We start from the raw sequence: 21,408 nt of genomic DNA on the forward strand, positions 1-21,408 counted from the left end.
CGTCTCGGTCCCGGAGTGTCCCGGGTCGCCGGCGGAGCCCAGGTTTGCCCGGGTTGTTCCGGCCCAGCACCAAACAACCGGCCAGTCTAGTGCGCGATCAATAATCTTCTCGTCGAAGCCTTGTGTGTGGCGGAGAAGAGGCGGTAGGCGCGGCGGAGGCGCCTCGTCCGCGCCTCGTCCGCGCCGCGATGCCGCACGATCCGCCTGAAAGGCCGACAACCATTCGGTGTTGGGCGAACTCTTGCGGCATCCTGGGGGCATGAACGACGTACCGGCCGAAAGGCCCGCCGATGCCCCCGCCCCCGCGGCTCGCCTGGCCTCCCTCGCCGCCGCGCTGGCCGACGAGACCCGGGCCGCCATCTGTATGACCCTGCTCGAAGGGCGCGCCTGGACCGCCGGTGAACTGGCCCGGATCACCTCGGTCGCGCCGTCCACGATCAGCGGCCACCTGTCGCGGCTGCTCGACGCGGGGATCTGCGTCACCGAGCGGCAGGGCCGCCACAGCTACGTACGGATCGCGGACGCGGCGACGGCCCGCCTGGTGGACGAACTCGCCTCCCACGCCATCCCGGATCGGGACGCCGCGCACGCCGTGCCCGTCGTGTCCGCGCCCGACCCCCTCGCCCGGGCCCGGACCTGCTACGACCACTTCGCGGGGCGGCTGGGGATGGCGGTCACCGACGCCATGGCGGAGCGGGGGCTGCTGCGGATCGAGGAGGCCTTCGAGTTGACCGAGGCGGGGCGCGAGTGGTGCGGCCGGGCAGGCGTGGACCTTGCCCGGGAAGGGCGTCGGCCCCTGGCGAGCTCCTGCCTGGACTGGACCGAGCGGAGGCGGCACCTGGGCGGCCTCGCCGGGGCGCGGCTGTGTGCGCGTGCGCTGGACGAGCGCTGGGTGGTGAGGCCGGTCGGCGGCGGCCGGGGGCTCCTGGTGACCGACGAGGGGGAGCGGGCCTTGGGGGAACTGCTGGGGATCGCGGCGGAGGCCTGGGCCTGACGATCGGGTGCCGGACGCGGGGACACCGCCGAGAAGTGGAGTGAACATTTCGGTGGACGCCGAAATATTTGCTGGTTAGGGTGCCTCCATGAAGTCCCGTCTGAGTGTGCTCTCACCCGCCGTCCTCACGGTCGGCGCCGTCACCTTCACGGTGTTCGCCTGGGCCTCCGCCTTCGTGTCCATCCGCAGCGCCGGCGCCGCCTACTCACCCGGGGCCCTGGCCCTCGGCAGGCTGCTGGCCGCCTCCCTGGTGCTCGTCACCCTGCTCCTGATCCGACGCCAGGGACTGCCCCCGCGCGGAGCCCGGCGCGGCATCGTGGTGTCCGGACTCGTCTGGTTCTGCGGCTACACCATCGCGCTGAACTGGGGCGAACGGCTGGTCGACGCGGGTACGGCCTCCCTGCTGGTGAACACCGGCCCCATCTTGATGGCCCTGCTCGCCGCCCGCCTGTTGGGTGAGGCGCTGCCGCCGCGACTGCTGGCCGGCATGGCCGTCTCCTTCGTCGGCGCGGTGGTCGTCGGCCTCTCCATGTCGTCCGGCGGCGACGGATCCACCTCGGTGCTCGGGGTCGCGCTGTGCCTGCTGGCCGCCGTGGCCTACGCCACCGGTGTGGTCGCGCAGAAACCGGCGCTCTCCTTCGGAACCCCCCTCCAGATCACCGCGTACAGCTGCCTGATCGGCGCCGTGGCCTGCCTTCCCTTCGCCGGGCAATTCGCGACGGAACTGCCCGAGGCACCCCTGTCCGCAACGCTGAACATGATCTACCTGGGCGTGGTGCCGACCGCGCTCGCCTTCATCGCGTGGACGTACGCCCTGGCCCGGATGCCGGCCGGGAAACTGGGCTCCACGACCTACGCCGTACCGGCCGTCGTGGTCCTGCTGAGCTGGGTGTTCCTGGGCGAGGTACCCGCATGGCTGACCCTGCTCGGCGGAGTGCTGTGCCTGGCCGGGGTGGGGGTGGCCCGGAGCCGTCCGCGCACCGTGACGCCCACCGAGACCGAGGTGCGCGCCGCGGCGTAGGCGGCGGCAGGACCCCATCCGCCGGGGCGGGCCCGACGTCGACTCCCTCAGACGGCGCGGCGTCGTACGACGACCACCGCGAGCACGACCGCGATCAGCGGCCAGAGCACGTACACGATCCACGAACCGGCGACGGTCGCGCTGTGACCCAGGGACGAGGGATCCGGCTCCCAGCTCTGGACCAGGCGCTGCCAGGCGCTGGAGGGCATCGCGTGATTGACGGCCGCGGACCACGGCTCGCTCTGCGAGAAGACCGGCGGCAGCATCACCAGTGTGAAGACGCCGACGACCATGGTGGCGACACCGTGCCGGACCAGCGCCCCGATCCCCAGCCCGACCAGCGAGCAGACCGGGGCCAGCAGGGCGGACGCGACCAGCGCCCGGGCCACGCCGGGATGGGCGAACGGCACCCCGGCGTGCCGACCGTCCAAGACGGCCTGGGACACCAGGAACGAACCGGTGGAGACGACCGCGCCGACCGCGCTCCACAGCGCGGCGGTGACGACCGCCTTGGCCGCCACCACCGCACCGCGCGCGGGCACGGCCACGGTGGTCGTTCGGATCAGTCCGCTTGCGTACTCGCTCACGACGGTGAGGGCGCCGAGGGCGGTCGCCACCACCATCAGCGGCCAGTAGCCCGCGGGCGGGAAGGCGACGAAGGGGAGGAAGTCGCGGTTCCCCGTGGGGTTCGGGCCGGAGCCTTCGAGGTTGCCGACCTCCGCCAGAGCCACCGCCGCGGCGGACCCGATGACGAACGCGAGGGTGAGGGCGAGCGCCCACCAGGTCGAACGCAGCGACCGCGTCTTGATCCACTCGGAGGCGATCAGATCGCGGAATCGGACGGGCGGCTCCACGATGGACGCGGCAGGGCAGGCCGGGGCGGGCGGGGGCGCGGGGGTGTGGGCGGTCATCAGGACGTTCCTCCCGGGTACTCGACGCTGTCGGCGGTGAGTTCCATGAACGCCTCCTCCAGGGAGGCGGTACGGGTGGTCAACTCGGTCAGATGGATGCGGTGTTCGCCGGCGAGCGCTCCGATCCGGTCGGCGGGCAACCCGGTCACGACGATCCGCTCGCTGCCCGCCGAACCCTCCGGCTCCACGTCCGCTCCCGCCGCGGTCAGCACCGCCGTCAGTCCCGCGGCCCGCGGCGTGCCCACCACGACGCCGAGACGGGCGCTCCGCTCCGCGAACTCCCGGAGTGACTCGGCGGCGAGGAGCCGGCCCCGGCCGATGACGACGAGTTCGTCCGCGGTGTTCTCCATCTCCGACATCAGGTGGCTGGAGAGGAAGACCGTGCGCCCCTCGGCCGCGAGCCGCCGGAAGAGACGGCGGGCCCAGAGCACACCCTCCGGGTCCATGCCGTTGACCGGCTCGTCGAACATCAACACGGGCGGATCGCCGAGCAGGGCGGCGGCGATGCCGAGCCGCTGCTTCATGCCCAGTGAGAACCCGCCGACGCGGCGGGTCGCCACCCCGGCCAATCCCACTTCCCGCAACACCTCGTCCACCCGTCCCGACGCGATGCCATTGCTCCTGGCCAAGGCGGACAGATGGGCCGCCGCGCTGCGTCCGCCGTGGACCTGACCGGCGTCGAGGAGGGCCCCGACACGGCGCAACCCCCGAGCGTGACGCCGGAAGGGGACACCGCCGACAGTGGCGGTGCCACCGTCGGGCGAGTCCAGGCCCAGGATCATCCGCAAGGTGCTGCTCTTGCCCGATCCGTTGGGTCCGAGGAAGCCGGTGACCCGGCCCGGCCGCACGCTGAAGGACAGGTGGTCGACGGCAGTCCTGCCGCCGTACTGCTTGGAGAGTTCGTTGACTTCGATCACGAGGACAACCCTTCCGGGCCGATCCCGCCCGGGCATGCGGCCGCGGGAGACAATCGCGCCGCCGCGTTCGCCCCGGGGCGTACGTCCCCGGGGTGATGCCGGGCGGGCGAGCGCCGGCTACCCTCGCGGCATGGACGCCACACCGGTCACCCCGTCACCCGCGCGCCGCACCGGTCGCGAACTCCCCGTGGGGCGGGCGCGCCGATGACGACGACGAGGGCCATGGCCTGGGCGGGTGGCGTCCTGTACGTGCTCGTGCCCGGGCTGCTCGTGGGGAGTGCACCGAGGGCTTCGGGCACCTTCCACGCCATCGGAGTGCTGCTCGCCGCGAGCCTGCTCGTCGGTGTCGTCCGCCGGAGCCCCGTGGTCGCGCTGGCCATGACCTGCCTCGGAGCCACCGCCGCAGTGGTCCTCCCCGGCTCCTCCCCACCGGTCCAGGAGGGTTCCTTCCAGGGCGAGTTCCTGTCGCTCCTTGCGGCGGACCTCGTCCTGGGCCTGATCGTCGCCACCCGCGGCCGAGGTGTGTCGATCGCTGCCGCGACCGCCACCCTCCTCGTCCAAGTCCTCGTGATCGGCGGCTTCTCGGACGGGAACACACTGACCGTCAACGGGGTGATCGCCCTCCTCGCGCTCCTCGCGTCCTGCATGGCGGGCCTGTTGGTCCGCGAACGGCGGGAGCACGCGACGGAGCTCCGATCGCAGGAGGTGGCGGAGGCGGTGACCGCCGAACGCCTGCGGATCGCCCGGGAACTGCACGACATGGTCGCGCACAGCATCGGCATCATCGCCATCCAGGCAGGGGTGGGCTCCCGCGTCATCCGGACCCAGCCGGACGAGGCCGCGGAAGCGTTGCGGGCCATCGAAACCACCGGCAGGGAGACGCTGTCGGGCCTTCGACGCACCCTGGTGGCACTGCGCCGGACCGACACCGGCGCGGCGGGCTCGGGCCCGATGCCCCCCGGACCCGCCCCGGGCCTGGACGACCTGGACAGGCTGGCCGAGGCCACCGCGGACGCGGGCGTCCGCGTCGACCTGCGACGCACCGGCCTGCGGCGCCCCCTGCCGACGGACATCGACCTGTCGGCCTACCGTATCGTCCAGGAGGCGCTGACCAACGTGGTCCGCCATGCGGGCACCGGCCGGTGCAGGGTGCTCATCGACCACGGGGAAGAGGAACTGTCGGTGGAGATCGTCGACGACGGGCGGGGCGCCACCGCGACCGGCTCGGGCCACGGTTTCGGCATCGTCGGCATGCGGGAACGAGTCGGCCTCCTGCAGGGCCGGCTCAGCGTCGGCCCCCGACCCGAGGGCGGCTTCCGGGTGGCGGCCCGACTGCCCCTGCCCGAACGCGTCGGCGTCGCGGCGGAGACCCGATGACCATCCGCATCGTGCTCGCGGACGACCAGCCCCTGGTGCGGGCCGGACTGCGCGTCCTCATGGCCGACCACCCCGACCTCGAGGTCGTCGGCGAGGCGGGCACCGGCTCCGAAGCGGTCCGACTGGTGGGTGCCCTCAGCCCCGACGTCGTGGTGATGGACATCCGAATGCCCGACATGGACGGGATCTCGGCCACCCGGCTGATCACGGCAGGTCCGACGGCGACCCGCGTCCTCGTGCTGACCACCTTCGACGAGGACGACCACGTCCACGGGGCGCTCCGGGCCGGGGCGAGCGGGTTCGTGGTCAAGGACATGGCCCTGGACGACATCCTCGCGGCGATCCGGGTGGTCGCCGCCGGAGACGCGCTCATCGCCCCGGGTGTGACCCGGCGCCTGATCGCGGAGTTCATCGGGCGCCCCGCGCCGGCCCGGAGTCCCTCCGCTCGGCCGGTCGAGGGCATCACCGAGCGGGAGCGGGAGGTACTGACCCTGGTCGGACAGGGCCGGTCGAACACCGAGATCGCGGAGGAACTCTTCATCACGGTGGCCACCGCCAAGTCACACGTGTCGCGGCTGCTCACCAAACTGGGTGCCCGCGACCGGGTCCAACTGGTGATCACCGCCTACGAGGCGGGTCTGGTCACCCTCCCGGGCTGACCCGACTCCCCGTGTGGGCACCGCCCGCGGGGAGACATCCCGCACGCGGCGGGTGATGCCGTCGCCCCCGCGTCCCGTTCCAGGTCCGTCGCCCCCCGCGTCCCGTTCCACGTCCGCCGTCGCCGTGTCCGCCGGCGCCCGCGCGCCGGGTCGACTCCCGGGCACCCCCCCGCTCCTTGGTCGCTGCCGGCCGCGCCACCGCACGGGCGGATCCGCGCGCAGCTCACGGCCCCCGCCCGGTGTCGGGAGAGCGGATTCTCAACCCCCGCGCATGTGAAGGGCGTTGACAAAGCCGGCATCTGCTAGAAACCTGTGGCGCCACGACCGCACAATGCGGATCGGATCACTCAAAAACTCAAGAATGCTTTGCAAGTTCACGGCAGGCGCGCGTGCCTGCCGGCGTCCCACGCTCGGCTCTCCGGCCCGCTGCATCGGCATCGAGGCCGTCCCCCCATGGAACAGAGGACAGCATGAGATGGATGCAAGGCGGCCTGCGGTTGCCGGCCGGCCTGGTCGTGGCGATGTTGATGGCCATCGGACTCCTCCCGGCGACCCTCGCCACCGCTGCGGGCGGCCCCGATCTCGCCCTCGGCAAGCCGGTCACCGCGAGCGGATCCCTCGGCGGGTACGCGGCCTCGGCGGTCACGGACGGCAACCAGGCCTCGTACTGGGAGAGTCCGTCCACCTTCCCGCAGTGGCTGCAAGTGGACCTCGGGCGCAATGTCTCCGTCGATGAGGTGGTGCTGAGACTGCCCGCCTCCTGGGAGACGCGCACCGAGACGCTGACCGTCCAGGGCAGCACCGACGGAAGCACCTTCAGCACCCTGTCGGCCTCGTCCGGACGCGAGTTCAACCCGGCCCGCGCCAACACCGTGACCATCGGTTTCACCGCCGCGACGGTGCGACAGGTGCGGGTGGCCGTCAGCGGCAACACCGGTTGGCCGGCCGCCCAGGTGTCCGAGTTCGAGGTCCACGCCGCCGACGGAGGCGGCGATCCGGGAGACCCGGGAGACCCGGGCACCCCGCCGACCGGCGTGAACCTGGCGAAGAGCAAGCCCATCGAGGCGTCCAGCACCACCCAGACGTACGTCGCGGCCCACGCGAACGACGACAGCGTCACCAGCTACTGGGAGGCGGCCGGTCAAGCATCGACGCTGACCGTCACGCTCGGCTCCAACGCCGACGTCACCGGGGTCGTCCTCAAACTGAACCCCGACCCCGCCTGGTCCACCCGGACCCAGGCCGTCGAGGTGCTCGGCCGCGAGGAGTCGGCGTCCGGCTTCACCTCGCTGCGAGCCCGCGCCGACCTCGTGTTCAGCCCCACCGGCAACCGGAACACCGTGACGCTGCCCGTCACCGGGCGCCTCGCCGACGTCCAGCTGAAGTTCACCGGCAACACCGGGGGCGGTGGCGGCCAGATCGCCGAGTTCCAGGTCATCGGCGCCCCCGCCCCGAACCCGGACCTCACCGTCACCGACCTGTCCTGGGCGCCCGTGACCCCCTCCGAGAGCGACGCCGTCACCGTGGGCGTCACGGTCCGCAACGCCGGCACGGTCGCCTCCGGCACCACCACCGTGAACGTCAGCCTCGAAGGTGCGCTCGCCGGGAGCGCACCGGTCGGAGCCCTCGCGGCCGGAGCCTCGACAACCGTTCCGGTCGCGGTCGGCAGGCGGCCCATGGGCAGCCACACCGTCTCGGCCGTCGTCGACCCCGACGACACGGTGCCCGAGCAGGACGACACCAACAACAGCCGTGTCGCCGCGGCGAAACTCGTCGTCGGTCAGGCTCCCGGACCCGACCTCGAAGCCCTCTCCATCACCACCGACCCGGCCGACCCGGCCGTCGGCGCCCAGGTCTCCTTCACCGTGGCCGTACGCAACCGCGGCACGACGGGCGTGAACCCGGGCACCGTCACCCGGCTGGTGGCGGGCGCCACCACCCTGAACGGCCCCACCCCGGCCATCGCCGCGGGCGCGACCGTCAGCGTGCCCGTCAACGGCACCTGGACCGCGGTCAGCGGCGGCGCCACCCTCACGGCGACCGCCGACGGGACCGGCCTGGTCGTCGAGACCAACGAGACCAACAACAGCTTCTCCCGCGCCGTCGTCGTCGGCCGCGGCGCCGCCCTCCCGTACACCGAGTACGAGGCCGAGGCCGGCACCTACACGGGCACGCTGCTGCGGACCGACGCGAAGCGCACCTTCGGCCACACCAACTTCGCCACCGAGTCCTCGGGTCGGGAGTCGGTCCGCCTGACCTCCACCGGCCAGTACGTCCAGTTCACCTCGACCGGGTCGGCCAACTCGATCGTCGTGCGCAACTCCGTCCCCGACGCCCCGAGCGGTGGCGGCGCCGACGCCACGATCAGCCTCTACATCAACGGCACCTTCGCCCAGAAGCTCACCCTGTCCTCCAAGCACAGCTGGCTCTACGGCAGCACCGACAGCCCCGAGGGCCTGACCAACACCCCGGGCGCGGACGCCCGCAGGCTCTTCGACGAATCGCACGCGCTGCTCGCGAAGAGCCACCCGGCCGGCACCACCTTCCGCCTCCAGCGCGACGCCGACGACACGGCCCCGTACCACGTCATCGACCTGGTCGACCTGGAGCAGGTGGCGCCTCCGGCGGCCAAACCCGCCGAGTGCACGTCGATCACCGACTACGGTGCGATCCCGGGCGACGGCAACGACGACACCGCCGCCATCCAGAAGGCCGTGACCGCCGACCAGAACGGGCAGATCGCCTGCGTCTGGATCCCGCGGGGTCAGTGGCGCCAAGAGCAGAAGATCCTCACCGACGACCCGCTGGACCGAGGCCAGTTCAACCAGGTGGGCATCAGCAACGTGTCCATCCGGGGCGCGGGCATGTGGTACTCCCAGCTCTACACGCTGACCGCGCCGCAGAACGCGGGCGGCATCAACCACCCGCACGAGGGCAACTTCGGGTTCGACATCGACGACAACACGCAGATCTCCGACATCGCCATCTTCGGATCGGGCACGATCCGCGGCGGCGACGGCAACGCCGAGGGCGGAGTGGGCCTCAACGGCCGCTTCGGCAAGAACACGAAGATCACCAACGTGTGGATCGAGCACGCCAACGTCGGGGTCTGGGTCGGCCGCGACCACGACAACATCCCCGCCCTGTGGGGACCCGGCGACGGCGTCCAGTTCAGCGGGATGCGCGTCCGCGACCTCTACGCCGACGGCATCAACTTCGCCAACGGCACCCGAAACTCGACGGTCTTCAACTCCTCCTTCCGCACCACCGGCGACGACGCCCTCGCGGTGTGGTCCAGCAAATACGTCAAGGACCAGTCGGTGGACATCGGCCACGACAACCACTTCCGCAACAACACCATCCAGCTGCCGTGGCGGGCCAACGGCATCGCGGTCTACGGCGGTTACGGCAACACCATCGAGAACAACCTCATCAGCGACACCATGAACTACCCCGGCATCATGCTGGCGACCGACCACGACCCACTGCCCTTCTCCGGGCAGACCCTGATCTCCGGCAACGGGCTGTTCCGCACGGGCGGCGCCTTCTGGGGAGAGGACCAGGAGTTCGGCGCGATCACGCTCTTCGCCGCCAACCAGCCCATCCCGGGCGTCGTCATCCGCGACACCGAGATCCACGACTCCACCTATGACGGGATCCAGTTCAAGACGGGTGGGGGAGCGGTGCCCGACGCGAAGATCACCAACGTGCGCGTCGACAAGTCCAACAACGGCGCCGGCATCCGGGCGCACGGCGGGGCACGCGGCAGCGCGACCCTGTCGAACGTCGTCCTCACCGATTCGGCGGCCGGCGACATCGTGGTCGAGCCCGGATCACAGTTCGTGATCAACGGCCACTAGGGCGTCTCTTTCGGATCGTGCCGGTCAGGCAAGATCCGAAAGAGACCGCCTCGACGCTCAGGGAAGCCGGCACGCAGGACGGTGCGGGCCACCGCTCGATCGCGGTGGCCCGCACCGTCCTGTCCCGCGCCGTCCCGTCCGGTCGGGAGGCGCCGTCAGCGCCTGCGGAGTCGGTCGACGAGCCGCCTGGCCTGCGCCCGCTTGCGCGGATCGGCGGCGGCACGACGGACGGACGCCTCCGCCCGGACACCCTGCGGGGTGCGACGGAATTCCTTCAACTTGGCGAGCAGACCGGCCATGGTTTCCCTCCCCGGATACGTAACCTTTACCCGCGTCTGCCCCGGCGCCGGGCGACGATGCGCGGGATCCGGGCACGGCCCACTCGCCCCCGCGAACCAGGCATCACGGACGTCATCGCCGCGCGCCCACCCGGTCCGGGACGGACCCCCTCTCGGCGTGCTGCTCCCCGCCCGGCCCGCTGTCCGGCGCCTGCGCACGGCGCGGGCCCCGGTCGGCGTCGGCACCACGCCGCGCTCGGGGGAACAGCGTCCACTGCGCGAACCACCACGTCCCCGCGACGACACCCGCCCAGAACATTCCGGCCGCCACCGCCGCCGACCACGGCGCCCGTTCACTCCACCTCTCCAGTCCGGTGAACCCCACCCAGGCGGTGAGGAACACAGCTGTCACACGTACACGTCGATGCCGGAACATGCGGCGCCCCTACCCCACACGCCCCGCCGCACACAGGGTCCGACCAGCACTCTCCTCGTGGCCGATTCCCCTGGGTCACGCCCGCGGATGATCCTCCTCGTCGAGCGGGCGGGTGCGGTTTGTCCTTCGCGCCGTCGGGCACGAGCGGCGGGGTCCGTCTCCTGCCGAGATCCGCTCTGAGGAGTTATGAACACCGTTCTGCGTCTACTGACCGTCATGGGCGGTTCGATCGTGCTCACACTCACCGTGGGCTGGTTCACCGACCTGCTGTTGCGCCGCGCCGACGCACGGCACCCGGAGACACCGCTGTGGAACCGCCTGCGCCGCTGCCGGGTGTCCCTGCAGGTCTTCCTGCTCGCCGCCCTGCTCAAGGGCTCGTACCGGCAGATCGACTGGCGGCCCCTGCGGGAACACGAGGGCGCCGTCAGTCAGGTGCTGTCCCTGATGCTGATCGGCGCCGGTGCGTGGTTCGTCGTCCACATCACCTCCGCCGTGGTCGAGTCCTCGTACGCCCGCTACGCGACCGGCACCCGTGATCCCTCCCGGGTCCGCCGGGTACGGACCCAGGTCACCCTGATCATGAGGATCGTCACCGCGGTCGTCGCCGTCGTCGCGGCGGCCGCGATGCTGCTGACCTTCCCCGACTTCCGGGCCATCGGCACGTCCGTCCTGGCCTCCGCGGGCATCATCGGCATCGTGGCGGGCGTCGCCGCCCAGTCCACCCTGGGCAATCTCTTCGCCGGCTTCCAGATCGCCTTCGGCGACATGGTGCGGATCGGCGACACGGTGGTCGTGAACGAGGAGTGGGGAGTGGTGGAGGAAGTGACCCTCACCTACCTGGCCGTGCGTACCTGGGACGAACGCCGCATCACCATGCCGGTCTCCTACTTCACGGGCCGTCCGTTCGAGAACTGGTCGCGCGGTGGAATCCAGATGACGGGCGCGGTGTTCATCCACTGCGATCACGCCACGCCCTTCGCGCTGATGCGGGAGAAGCTGAAGGAGATCCTGGACGCCTGCGAGGAATGGGACGGTCGCGGCTGGGACCTCGCCGTCACGGACACCACGGCCAGCACCGTCACGGTCCGTGCGATCGTCACGGCGAAGGACCCGGACGACCTGTGGACCACACGGTGCACGGTACGCGAGCAGCTCGTCGCCTGGCTGGCCGAGAAGCACCCCTACGCACTGCCCCGCATCGCCACGTCTCCCGCGGCGGAGGCCTCCGGCGACCACTGACGTCCGGGTGGGTGGTTGAACGCGCATGCATGTCGAGGTGTCGGTGGGGCAGACGGTTCGCGGGGGGCGAACCAGTGTCCCTGCTGGACGCTGACGCATTTTCAACGTGTTCCCGCCCTGGTCACAGGGCATTTGATGGTTACCGTCAAGAGTGCCCGAAGGGGGCCGCCCGTGCCTATCACCCATGATTTCGACAACGGCGTGCTGGTCATCCGTCTCAACGAAGACCTGGACATCAGCAACCGCGGTGTGGCGCTCTGGGAGTTGGAGGCCCTGCTTCGCGGGTACCGGCCGCGGCACCTCGTCATGGTGGTCGCGGCCCCGCTCATCGGCCCGGCGGTACTGAGCACCGTGTTGCGGGCCGAACGGCGCTGCCAGGAGCTGGGCGCCACCCTCAGCGTGGTGGCCCCCGAGCGCGAGGCGCAGCGGATGCTGCGCTCCCACAACAAGCCGCACGTGTACGAGACGATCGCCCAGGCCGTCGCGGCCGAGGAGAGCGCCGGCACGGCAGCGGCCTGACATGTCGTCAACTTCCTTGTTCCACACGGGAAGTGTCCATGCGTGAGGAGCGTCCTGCCCGGCCCGGCCGAGCAGGACGCTTTGCCGTGCCACGGTGTCGAGCGGAGATCATCAAGCGGTAGGCTCGTCCCGCAACACGACGCGAAGGAGCTTTCGGTGGCGCGGGTTGCGGTGATCGGCGGGGGAATCGGCGGGCTGGGGACGGCGCTCATGCTCGGACGACGGGGCCATGCGGTCACGTTGTTCGAACAGGACGCGCGGCAGGCCGGAGAGGACCCGAACCGGGACTTCTTCCACTGGAAGAGACCCCGCGTCCCCCAGGCCGTCCAACCCCACTCGTTCCTCGCGCCCGTGCGCACCGTGCTGCGGGCCGAGGCCCCTGACGTCTACGCGGACCTGCTGGCACGCGGAGCCCGGGAGTACCACGACTTCGACTGGTTCGGCGAGCACCCGCCGCACCGGGCCGGCGACGAGGACCTGGTGACCCTGCGCACCCGCCGCATCGTGCTGGAGGCCGCCCTGGCCTCGGCCGTACGGCGGGAGGACACCGTGGAGGTGCGGGGCGGCCGTCGGGTGTCCGGGCTCGCCTTCGCGGCGGGTGGACCGGCCCGGGTCACCGGGGTGCGGGTGGGAACGGACACGTACGAAGCCGACCTCGTCGTCGACGCGTCCGGTCGCCGCTCGCCGGTTCCCGCATGGCTGGTCGCGGCCGGCTGCCGGCCGCCCGTGGTCGACAGCCACCGCACCGGGATCGCCTACCTGTGCCGCTGGTACCGCCTGCGTGCCGACGGTCCGCGCGACCCCGGACGGGTGAAGACCGGCTCGGCCTCGTCGTTCGCGCTCGCCGGCGTCTTCCCCTCGGACAACGACACCTTCGCGGTGCACCTGGTGCTCTCCACGGGTGATGCGACCCGCGGCGCGCTCACCGACCCCGCCGTGTTCGAGGCCGCCGCCCGCCGTTTCCCCGCCACCGCCGCCTGGCTCGACCTGGACCCCGAACCGCAGTCGGCCGTCCTCGCGATGGCCGGCCTGGACAACCGCTGGACCGCCCTCGTCGACGACGAGGGTCCCGTCGTCACCGGGCTGGTCAACGTCGGGGACAGCCTCATGCACACCAACCCCACCCTGGGTCACGGCGTGGCCCTCGGGCTGGGCGCCGCCCAACACCTCGCCACCCATGCCGACCTGATCGCCGCGGACCCCGCCCACCATCACACCTGGACGGCGCGGACCCTCCGCCCGTGGTTCGACGCACAGGTCGCGGCCGACCGCGCCAACGAACGACGCCTCACGGAGAGCGCACCACCCACGGACCGGCGGGCCGCGGCCGTGGCCGCCTGCGCCTTCGACGATCCCGTCGTCATGAGGGCCCGAGCCCAGGTACGCCACCTCCTGAGACCGGCCCAGGACGCCTACGGCACCGACGAGGTGGACCGACACGTGACCTCCTGGCTGGAGGCCCACCCGGAGTTCTCGCCGCGGCTCGACGGCCCGACCCGAGAACAGTGGGAAGCGCTCGTCCCGGCCTGAGCCCGACCCGCCCCGCCACACCGACCGCCCACCCCGTACCGACCGTCGAGGAGGGGCGCCCCGTTCGGGGGCGCACGCGCCGTCGCCTGTGCCTCACGCGCTCCCGCACGCCGCTCACAAGGGCTGTTCGCGGGGCGCTCGGCTCGGCGACCATGGCGCCCTGTACGCACTTCGAAGGGGGAACGATGGGGCGTCGTTGGCTGGTGACGGGGGGTTCCTCGGGGCTGGGGCGGGCGTTGGCCACGGCTGCGGCGCGGGCCGGCGATCAGGTCGCGGTGACCGCGAGGAAACTCGCTTCCCTGGACGATCTCGTCCAGGCCTGGCCCGGCCACATCACCCCGATCGCGATGGAGTTGCGCGACGCGCGGCAGTGCGAGGAGGCCGTCCGGACCGCCGCGGACCGCATGGGAGGGATCGACGTCATGGTCAACAATGCGGGGAGCGGCCTCTTCGGCACGGTCGAGGAGGTGTCCGACGCCGAACTCCGCGACCAGATCGAGACCCTGCTCGTCGGCCCCTGGCGCCTCACGCGTCTGGTCCTGCCGCTGATGCGGGCCCAGGGCGGCGGACACATCGTCAACATCTCCTCGCTGGGCGGACGCATGGCCTTTCCCGGTCTCGCCTCCTACGTCGCGGGAAAGCACGCGCTGGAGGGCATGTGCCAGGCCCTGGCCGCCGAGGTGGCTCCGTTCGGGGTGAGGGTGACGGCCGTCGAGCCCGGCGTCTTCGCCACCCGGTACGGATCGTCCCTCGCGGAGGCGGCCCACCGTCTCCCGGACTACGCGGAGGCGACCGGCGAGATGCTCGGCGGGTTCCGGGCGATGGAGGACAACGAGGAGTACGGGAGGCCCGAGGACTTCGCGGACCGTGTGCTCGCGGTCGTCGCCTCCGACGCGCCCACGCCCCTGCGGGTACCGGTGGGCGAGGACGCCTTCGCCTACCTGGAGGCGGCCGAGCAGGCGGCCCGGGAGGAGTTCGCGGCGGCCCGTGCCCTCGTGCGACCGCAGGTCTGACCCACCGGGGATCCGACCCACCGCACCGACCCGCGCGCGAACGCCGCCGCGAGGTGTACGAGAGACAGGAGGTCAGCCGGCGGGCCGCGCAGCCGCCCGTTCCTGGAACGTGCGCCGGTAGACGCTGGGGGACAGGCCGACGATCCGCGCGAAGTGCGCCCGCAGGCCGGCGGGTCCGCCGAATCCGCAGGTGGCGGCGATCCACTCGATGGTCCGGTCGTTGGTCTCCAGGTACTGCTGCGCCCGGCGTATCCGCTGTTGCAGCACCCAGCGCAGCGGGGACATCCCGAGCGCGTCGGCGAACCGGCGCTCGACGGTGCGCACGCTCACGTGGGCCCGCGCGGCCAGGTCGGCGGTGGTCAGCGGCAGGTGCAGGTGCTCGTCGGCCCAGTCCAGCAGTCCCGCCAGCCAGTCGTCGCCCGACCCGGGCGGCAACGGGCGCCGGTACTGGGCCTGGCCGCCGTCCCGGTGCGGCGGCGTGACCAGGCCCCGGGCCAACTCCGCGGCCACGGCCGCACCGTGGTCGCCGCGCACCACGTGCAGACAGGCATCGATGCCGGCCACCGTCCCCGCGGAGGTGATCACGTTGGCGTCCTCCACGTACAGCACGGACGGGTCCACCCGGACGGCGGGATGACGACGGGCCAGCTCGTCCGCGTGCAGCCAGTGGGTGGTGGCCCGGCGCCCGTCCAGCACCCCGGCGGCGGCCAGCACGAAGGCGCCGGAACAGATGGACAGGATCCGTGTCCCGCGCTCGTACGCCTCCCGGACGATGCCCACCAGCTCCTCGGGCGGCTCCTCGTGCACGTTCGTGCAGGCGGGGACGACCAGGGTGTCCGCCGTCTCGATGCCCCAGCCGTCGTCGACGGGGGCGAGGGTGAAGCCCGGGGTGAGCCGAACCGACGCGCCTCCGACGGGGAACGCCGCGAACCGGTACCAGGGATCGACCAGATGAGGCCGGTCGACGCCGAATATCTGGCACGGGACGGCTGCTTCGAAGATCGGCATGTCGTCGGTGACGGCCATGGCGACGCGATGGGCGGGCATGACGCGAACCTAGCGCACGTTGACGCTCGGCAAGGTCGTCGCGAAGCGCACCTCCGAGCAGGATGGGAACGCGTCCCACGACAGGAGAAGAACCGATGACGGAGCACCACCACCGACCCGACCGGACCCGTGCGAACCCGGTGATCGCCGTGTTCGGCGGCTACGGTCACACCGCCCGGTTCGTCACGGCGGAACTGCTGGAACGCGGCTGGACACCGGTACTGTCCGGGCGGGACGCCACGAAGCTCGCGGCGGTGGCCGCCGATCTCGGGGTGGAGTGGAAGCTCGCCTCGGTCGACGACGCGGCATCCCTGGACCGCGCGATCGAGGGCGCCGCCGCGGTGATCAACTGCGCGGGCCCCTTCGCCGAGACCGTGCCGCCCCTGGTCGAGGCCGCGTTGCGCGCCGGGATCCACTACCTCGACGTCACCGGCGAGACGCTGGTCGCGATCGACACCTTCGACACGTACCGCGACGACCCGCGCGTGAAGGAGGCCGGGGTCGTGGTGGCCCCGGTGATGGCCTTCTACGGAGCGCTGGGCGACCTGCTCGCCACCGCCGCCATGGGGGACTGGCCCGCCGCCGACGAGATCTCCATCGCGGTGGCGCTGGACAGTTGGCACCCCACCCGGGGAACGCTGCTGGCCGGCGAGCGCCGGGCCGGCCGCCGGGTGGTCTTCACCGACCACCGGCTCCAGGTCCTCGCGGGCGACGAACCGGCGCCGACGGGGACGTGGACGTTTCCCGAGCCGTTCGGGGTCGAGGAGGTGGTGGGCGAGTTCTCCACCACCGACGTGATCACCGTTTCCCGACACCTGGACACCCCGCGGATCAACACGTTCCTGAACGTCACCCCGCTGAAGGACCTGACCGCTCCGCGGACCACGGGTCCGCGCTCCGCCGACGCCGCCGGCCGGTCGGATCAGGTCTTCCTGGTCGAGGTCGTCGTCCGCCGGGGGGACGAGGAGCGCCGGGCGGTGGCCCGGGGCCGCGACATCTACGCCTTCACCGCGCCCATCGTCGTCGAGGCGGTCGAACGGATCGTGGCCGACGGTGGTGTCCGGGGAGGCGTCGGGGGTGTCGTCACCGCCGGGGAGGCCTTCGACGCCGAGGACTTCCTGCGGTCCCTGCCCCTGGACGAACTGGTGCTGGGCGGCGCGTGAGCCCCGGGCGGACGTGCTCCGCCCGCCGGACCCGACGGCGGCGCCGACGCCGGACGCGGCGCCGAGGGCGCGGACGCCGCCCGGACGCCGCGCGGGGTCCCCGGACCAGTGTCCGGGGACCCCGCGCGGGCGAGCCGGGTCAGGGCTTGGTGCGCTTGTCCCGCATCGAGTCCGTGACGCCCTGGGCGCGCTCCTTGGCCTCGCCCATGGCCTCCTTGGCCTTGCCCTTGGCCTGGTCGGTCTTGCCCTCGGCGGCCATCCGGTCGTTGCCGGTGACCTTCCCGGCGACCTCCTTGGCCTTGCCCTTCGCCTTGTCCATGCCGCCCTTGTCGGCCATGGTGCACTCCTTCTGCTGGGGATGCTGACGGGGATCAAACTAGGCGATAACGGGCAAAGGTGCTCGTCGAGATCCGGCGTCGGCTCCCACCGCGCTCCCCGCGCCGCGCCTCGACCCCCTCCTCAGGAGGGCAGGACCGAATCGTCGAAGGTACCCGCGCCGGGAAGCCGGTAGCGGGCCGCGATCAGGGCGGCGTCCGGGTTGCCGGTCCCCGTCGCCGTGCACAGCAGCTCGGCGACCTCCTCCATCCGCCGCCGCGTTCGCGGGCTGCCTTCGAGGGCGTTCAGAAGGCTCAACGTCTCGTACTCCCGGACGGCGGCGGGCAGCAGCGCGGGGTGGGCCATCAGCATGGAGGGAGTTCCCTTCTCCGGCGGTCGATCTCTCTGCGCCGGCGTGTACCCCGCTCCTCGTCGATCACACGGGCCCATGGCCCCGCGCGCAGGACTCGCTCGCGGTCCCGGACTCCGGGGCGCGGGTGGCGCGGCCCGGCCGGCCCCCGGACCCTCCCGGGTCGCCCCGACGGTGGCCGCGACGCAGGATGGGGACCGTGATGACGGTTCTGGTGGTCGGTGTGCCCGAAGGCGAGGAACTGGAACGGCTGCGGTCGCGCATCCAGAGCAACCCGCACTTCCAGGTCATCTCCCATGCCCGCGAGGGAGCCGTCGCCCTCGCCCACGCCCGGGTCCTGCTCCCCGACATCACCGTCCTGGCCCTGTCCGGCGCCCTCGCCGCCGACCCGGCGGCGCTGGAGGTCTTCCGCGGGGTGCGCGCCCTGGACCCGCCGGCGGGGTCGTCCTGCGGACCGGCGCCGACACCCTCGTCGCCGAACTCGACGGTGTGGCCGACGAAGGGGCCGTACACGTCGTCCGCGAGGGCGACGCCGACGGCCTGATGCGCGCCCTGCGCACCATCGGGCTGCGCCGCGCGAGCTGCGACCCGGACGAGATGCCCTGACCGGCCCGCCCGAGGTCGTCCGAGCCGCGCGAGGGCGTGGCCGCCGCTGAGTGCACACCCCTCGCGTCACGGTGCGGGGAAGGCCCGCCGTGGCGGCCCGATATGCGCCGACCCACCCATCCACCTGCGGTTTCGGATTTCCGCCCGTGATCGGGGGCTGGTCTACTGTGCGCTCGGTGAGGCGGCGTGCGCCGCGGTGGGGGCCGCCGGCGGGACGACGGGAAGCACGTGGAGAGCGGAGCCGACATGGAGACCGAGAGCGGCGCGCGCCCCGCGCGATCGGCGGCGGATCGGGCGGGGCGCGGCCCCGAGCGCGAACTCCTGGCCCCGGCACTGGACGCCGTATGTGCGACGGGAGCGGCGTTCCTGTTGCGCGGTGATCCCGGGATGGGGAAGACCGCGCTCCTCGACTGGGCCGAGGAGCGGGCGGGCCGCTCCGGCCTTCGCGTGCTGCGGATGGCGGGGGCCGAGGCCGAATCGGCACTCCCGTTCGCGGCCCTGCACCAGGTGCTGTGGCCGCTGCTCGATACCGCCCACAGCCTCCCTGACGGTCAACGACACCTGCTGGAAGCGGCCTTGGGGGTACGCGCGGAAGCGGCGCCCGCGGTGGAGGAGGTGGCCGGGGCGGCGCTCGCGATGTTGGCCCGGGCCGCCGCCCGCCGGCCGATCGTCCTGCTCCTCGACGGCCTGCAGTGGGCGGATCCTTCCAGCGCCTCCGTGTTCCGGTTCATCGGGTCACGGGCGGCCGGCCTCCCGCTCGTCGTCATCGGCGCCACCCGGCACGAGGGCCGGCACGCCGCACGGGAGGTCGGCCGCCCGATCGACCTCGAACCACTGGACGACGCACGCGCCGGCGACCTGCTGCGCGGGCTGCACCCCCACCTCGCCGCGTGGGCGCGCCGACGTGTCCTGCGCGCCGCGGGCGGCAACCCCCTCGCCCTGCGGGAACTGCCCGCGGAGTGGGAACGCGCCGCCCCGGACCGACTCGCCGTCCACGTCGATCCGGAGACCGGAGAGCTGCTCGGCGAACTGCCGCTGGGCGAACGCCTCGGCAGACTGTACGAGGACCGGCTCCGCGCCCTCCCCGAGGACGCCCGCCACATTCTGCTGCGCGCGGCCCTCGGCGGTCCGGCGACGCCCGGCGCGGCCACGCCCGAGAACATCACGCCCACGGAGACCGACGGCCCGAGCACGGCCGACGACGCGCACCCGTCCATCGGGGCGCAGGCGGCCGACACGTGGCGGCGGATCGAGGACTCCGGACTCGCGCGCGTCGACCCGAGGACGGGCCGCGTGCGCTTCCACCACCCCCTGGTGCACGCCGGGCTCGTCCACACCGCCTCGTCCGCCGAGCGCCGTGCCGCCCACCGCGACCTCGCCGAGGCGCTGCCCCCGCACAGTCCGCAGCGGCTCGCGCACCTCGCGGCGGCCGCCATCGGCCCCGACGACGGCCTGGCCGCCCTGTTGCACGCGGCCGCGCAGACCATGGCGGAACGCGGCGGCGAGGCGGAGGGGGCGAGCGTCATGGCGCGCGCCGCCGGACTCACCGCCGACCCGGAGGCCAGGGCCGCACGCCTCGTCGCCGCCGCGGCCCTGGCCGCACGGGGCGGCCGACTGACGTTCGCGGACCGGCTGCTCGCCGAAGCCGAGAACGAGGCCCGCCCCGGCCCACCGCGCCCGGCGGCCCTGTACGCCCTGGCGGTCGCCTACGTGCGGCTCCACCTCGACGGGGATCCGACCCCCGCGCTCCAGGGGCTGCCCGCCGTGCTGGACGCCGCCGCCCCCTTCCGCGACGCGGCGCAGCGCGCGGCCCTGCTCGAACCGGCGCTCTTTGTCCTCGTCATCGTCGCCTCGCACACCGGCGACGACCGGGCCCGGGCCGCCCTGGACCGCCATGTCGGGCAGGCCTCGGAACTGACCGCGCTGTGCCATCAGGCGTGGGCCGATCCGCCGCGCACCGCCCGGGAGGTGCCCGCCCGCCTGCGGGCCGCCGTCGCGGCACAGGCGGACGGGCCGGCGGACCCCCTCGCCGCCCGGCTGCTCCTGTGGACCGCGATGGCGGTCGACGCCGTCGCGGACCACGCCGAGCTGTGGGACCGCCTCTCGTCCCGGAGCACCTACGTGACCCAGGCGTTCATCGAACTCGCCCGCACCCACGACCACTTCCTCCACGGCCGGTGGGACGAGGCCCTCGCCCTCGCCCGTCGGGGCGCCGCCGCCTCGGCCGCCCACGGCTACGGCTACAACGAGATGATGTTCCTCCTCCACCACGGCCAGGTCCTCGCCGGGCGCGGCGACACCGCCGGCCTGGAGGCGATCACACGGCTCCTGGCGCCCTGGGCGGCCGACCGACACCTTCGGCTGGTCACGGGCCGGCTGCTCGGCCTGAGGGCGCTGTGCGCCCTGGGGCAGGGTCGCGCCGGGGAGGCCTGGCACCACATACGGTCCCTCACCCCGCCGGGAGCTCCGCCGCCGCGCCTGCCCTGGATCCAGCTGACCCTGCTGGACTTCGCCCAGGCCGCCGTGGAAACCGGCCACCGGGACGAGGCGCGGGCCCACCTGCACGCCGTGCGCGAGGCCGGGATCGCGGCCGTCTCTCCCCACCACGCCTTCCTCGTGGCCGCGGCCGAGGCTCTGGCGGCGGCCGACGACGCTGCCGAGGAGCGGTACACGGCCGCCTACGCCCTTCCCGGAGCCGAGCAATGGCCCTTCGAACTGGCCCGGCTCCATCTGGCCCACGGCGCCTGCCTGCGACGCCGCTCCCGCCGCCGGGAGGCCGCCGCCCGGCTGACGGCCGCGCACGCGGTCTTCGAGAGGCTGCGTGCGGCGCCCTGGGCCGGGCAGGCCGCGCGGGAACTCGCGGCCGCCGGAGGACCGGTCCCGGAGGCGGCGCGGGCCGAACGCCCCGTCGGCGCGGTCCGCCACCCGCTCTCCGCACAGGAGTCGAGAATCGCCGAACTGGCCGCCGAGGGGCTGACCAACCGAGAGATCGGCGTACGCCTGAGGCTGTCCCCCCGCACCGTCGGCGCACACCTCTACAAGATCTTTCCCAAGCTGGGCATCACCACCCGGGGCGGGATGGCCCGCGCCCTGCGGGAAGCGGCGACGGACGACGACCACCGGCGGGCCTTCGACACGTAGCCCGGGCGGCGG

19 protein-coding genes are annotated in these 21,408 nt (G+C 72.9%); 12 read left to right on the forward strand and 7 right to left on the reverse strand.

Features of this window, described 5'->3' with window-relative positions; all coding sequences use genetic code 11:
• The first annotated feature begins 259 nt into the window (after positions 1–259).
• Positions 260–994: an ArsR/SmtB family transcription factor gene (locus tag ACQEVM_RS14745; protein WP_433078728.1), complete on the forward strand. Its 735-nt coding sequence runs from the start codon at positions 260–262 to the stop codon at positions 992–994.
• Positions 995–1,082: 88 nt separating this feature from the next.
• Positions 1,083–2,015, forward strand: coding sequence for a DMT family transporter (locus ACQEVM_RS14750; RefSeq protein WP_433078730.1), 933 nt, complete (start codon positions 1,083–1,085; stop codon positions 2,013–2,015).
• 47 nt (positions 2,016–2,062) lie between these two features.
• Here the strand turns inward: ACQEVM_RS14750 and ACQEVM_RS14755 are convergent, their stop codons facing one another.
• Together ACQEVM_RS14755 and ACQEVM_RS14760 are read right to left on the reverse strand one after the other, a co-directional pair.
• Positions 2,063–2,926: an ABC transporter permease gene (locus tag ACQEVM_RS14755; RefSeq protein WP_433078732.1), complete on the reverse strand. Its 864-nt coding sequence runs from the start codon at positions 2,924–2,926 to the stop codon at positions 2,063–2,065.
• Positions 2,926–3,843, reverse strand: a complete 918-nt coding sequence (locus ACQEVM_RS14760; RefSeq protein WP_433078734.1) for an ATP-binding cassette domain-containing protein — start codon at positions 3,841–3,843, stop codon at positions 2,926–2,928. The genes ACQEVM_RS14755 and ACQEVM_RS14760 overlap by 1 nt, the downstream gene beginning before the upstream one ends.
• Before the next feature lie 204 nt (positions 3,844–4,047).
• On the opposite strand from ACQEVM_RS14760, the gene ACQEVM_RS14765 reads away from it, so the two are divergent.
• The 3 genes from ACQEVM_RS14765 to ACQEVM_RS14775 all read left to right on the forward strand — a co-directional run bounded on the left by ACQEVM_RS14765 (position 4,048) and on the right by ACQEVM_RS14775 (position 9,739).
• The gene (locus ACQEVM_RS14765; RefSeq protein ID WP_433078736.1) at positions 4,048–5,220 is read left to right on the forward strand and encodes a sensor histidine kinase; all 1,173 of its coding nucleotides are present in this window, start codon (positions 4,048–4,050) and stop codon (positions 5,218–5,220) included.
• Positions 5,217–5,879 (forward strand): response regulator, encoded by a 663-nt coding sequence (locus tag ACQEVM_RS14770; RefSeq protein WP_433078738.1) that lies wholly within the window; start codon positions 5,217–5,219, stop codon positions 5,877–5,879. Before ACQEVM_RS14765 ends, ACQEVM_RS14770 begins: the two co-directional genes overlap by 4 nt.
• A 470-nt stretch (positions 5,880–6,349) precedes the next feature.
• On the forward strand, positions 6,350–9,739 hold the full coding sequence (locus ACQEVM_RS14775; RefSeq protein ID WP_433078740.1) for a CARDB domain-containing protein: 3,390 nt from the start codon (positions 6,350–6,352) through the stop codon (positions 9,737–9,739).
• Between the two features lie 155 nt (positions 9,740–9,894).
• Here ACQEVM_RS14775 and ACQEVM_RS14780 read toward each other — a convergent pair whose 3' ends face one another.
• Both ACQEVM_RS14780 and ACQEVM_RS14785 read right to left on the reverse strand, forming a co-directional pair.
• Complete coding sequence (locus tag ACQEVM_RS14780; RefSeq protein WP_266952730.1) at positions 9,895–10,038, reverse strand: hypothetical protein; 144 nt, start codon at positions 10,036–10,038, stop codon at positions 9,895–9,897.
• A 112-nt stretch (positions 10,039–10,150) separates the two neighbouring features.
• Positions 10,151–10,429, reverse strand: coding sequence for a hypothetical protein (locus ACQEVM_RS14785; RefSeq protein WP_433078742.1), 279 nt, complete (start codon positions 10,427–10,429; stop codon positions 10,151–10,153).
• Between the two features lie 210 nt (positions 10,430–10,639).
• Here ACQEVM_RS14785 and ACQEVM_RS14790 point away from each other — a divergent pair, with 210 nt between their 5' ends.
• The 4 genes from ACQEVM_RS14790 (at position 10,640) to ACQEVM_RS14805 (ending at position 14,754) form a co-directional block, all read left to right on the forward strand.
• Positions 10,640–11,692, forward strand: coding sequence for a mechanosensitive ion channel family protein (locus tag ACQEVM_RS14790; protein WP_433078744.1), 1,053 nt, complete (start codon positions 10,640–10,642; stop codon positions 11,690–11,692).
• A 171-nt stretch (positions 11,693–11,863) separates the two neighbouring features.
• Positions 11,864–12,211 (forward strand): hypothetical protein, encoded by a 348-nt coding sequence (locus ACQEVM_RS14795; RefSeq protein ID WP_433078746.1) that lies wholly within the window; start codon positions 11,864–11,866, stop codon positions 12,209–12,211.
• 156 nt (positions 12,212–12,367) lie between these two features.
• Positions 12,368–13,741, forward strand: a complete 1,374-nt coding sequence (locus ACQEVM_RS14800) for an NAD(P)/FAD-dependent oxidoreductase (protein WP_433078748.1) — start codon at positions 12,368–12,370, stop codon at positions 13,739–13,741.
• A 185-nt stretch (positions 13,742–13,926) separates the two neighbouring features.
• Positions 13,927–14,754 carry an SDR family oxidoreductase gene (locus ACQEVM_RS14805; protein ID WP_433078750.1) on the forward strand — a complete coding sequence of 276 codons (828 nt, stop codon included), beginning with the start codon at positions 13,927–13,929 and terminating at the stop codon, positions 14,752–14,754.
• A 72-nt stretch (positions 14,755–14,826) separates the two neighbouring features.
• On the opposite strand, the gene ACQEVM_RS14810 is transcribed toward ACQEVM_RS14805, so the two are convergent.
• A complete protein-coding gene (locus tag ACQEVM_RS14810) occupies positions 14,827–15,801 on the reverse strand; it encodes a helix-turn-helix domain-containing protein (RefSeq protein WP_433078752.1) in 975 nt (324 codons plus the stop codon).
• Positions 15,802–15,896: 95 nt separating this feature from the next.
• On the opposite strand from ACQEVM_RS14810, the gene ACQEVM_RS14815 reads away from it, so the two are divergent.
• On the forward strand, positions 15,897–16,964 hold the full coding sequence (locus tag ACQEVM_RS14815) for a saccharopine dehydrogenase family protein (RefSeq protein WP_433078754.1): 1,068 nt from the start codon (positions 15,897–15,899) through the stop codon (positions 16,962–16,964).
• Positions 16,965–17,103: 139 nt separating this feature from the next.
• Here the strand turns inward: ACQEVM_RS14815 and ACQEVM_RS14820 are convergent, their stop codons facing one another.
• Together ACQEVM_RS14820 and ACQEVM_RS14825 are read right to left on the reverse strand one after the other, a co-directional pair.
• Positions 17,104–17,301, reverse strand: a complete 198-nt coding sequence (locus tag ACQEVM_RS14820) for a CsbD family protein (protein WP_433078756.1) — start codon at positions 17,299–17,301, stop codon at positions 17,104–17,106.
• Between the two features lie 122 nt (positions 17,302–17,423).
• Positions 17,424–17,651, reverse strand: a complete 228-nt coding sequence (locus ACQEVM_RS14825) for a DUF5133 domain-containing protein (RefSeq protein WP_266952748.1) — start codon at positions 17,649–17,651, stop codon at positions 17,424–17,426.
• Between the two features lie 200 nt (positions 17,652–17,851).
• Here ACQEVM_RS14825 and ACQEVM_RS14830 point away from each other — a divergent pair, with 200 nt between their 5' ends.
• Positions 17,852–18,193, forward strand: a complete 342-nt coding sequence (locus ACQEVM_RS14830; RefSeq protein WP_433078759.1) for a hypothetical protein — start codon at positions 17,852–17,854, stop codon at positions 18,191–18,193.
• A 308-nt stretch (positions 18,194–18,501) separates the two neighbouring features.
• Positions 18,502–21,396: an AAA family ATPase gene (locus ACQEVM_RS14835; RefSeq protein WP_433078761.1), complete on the forward strand. Its 2,895-nt coding sequence runs from the start codon at positions 18,502–18,504 to the stop codon at positions 21,394–21,396.
• Positions 21,397–21,408: the final 12 nt, after the last annotated feature.

Origin of the sequence: Streptomyces sp. CA-243310 (assembly GCF_050936775.1) — a bacterium.
Classification (GTDB): Bacteria; Actinomycetota; Actinomycetes; order Streptomycetales; family Streptomycetaceae; genus Streptomyces.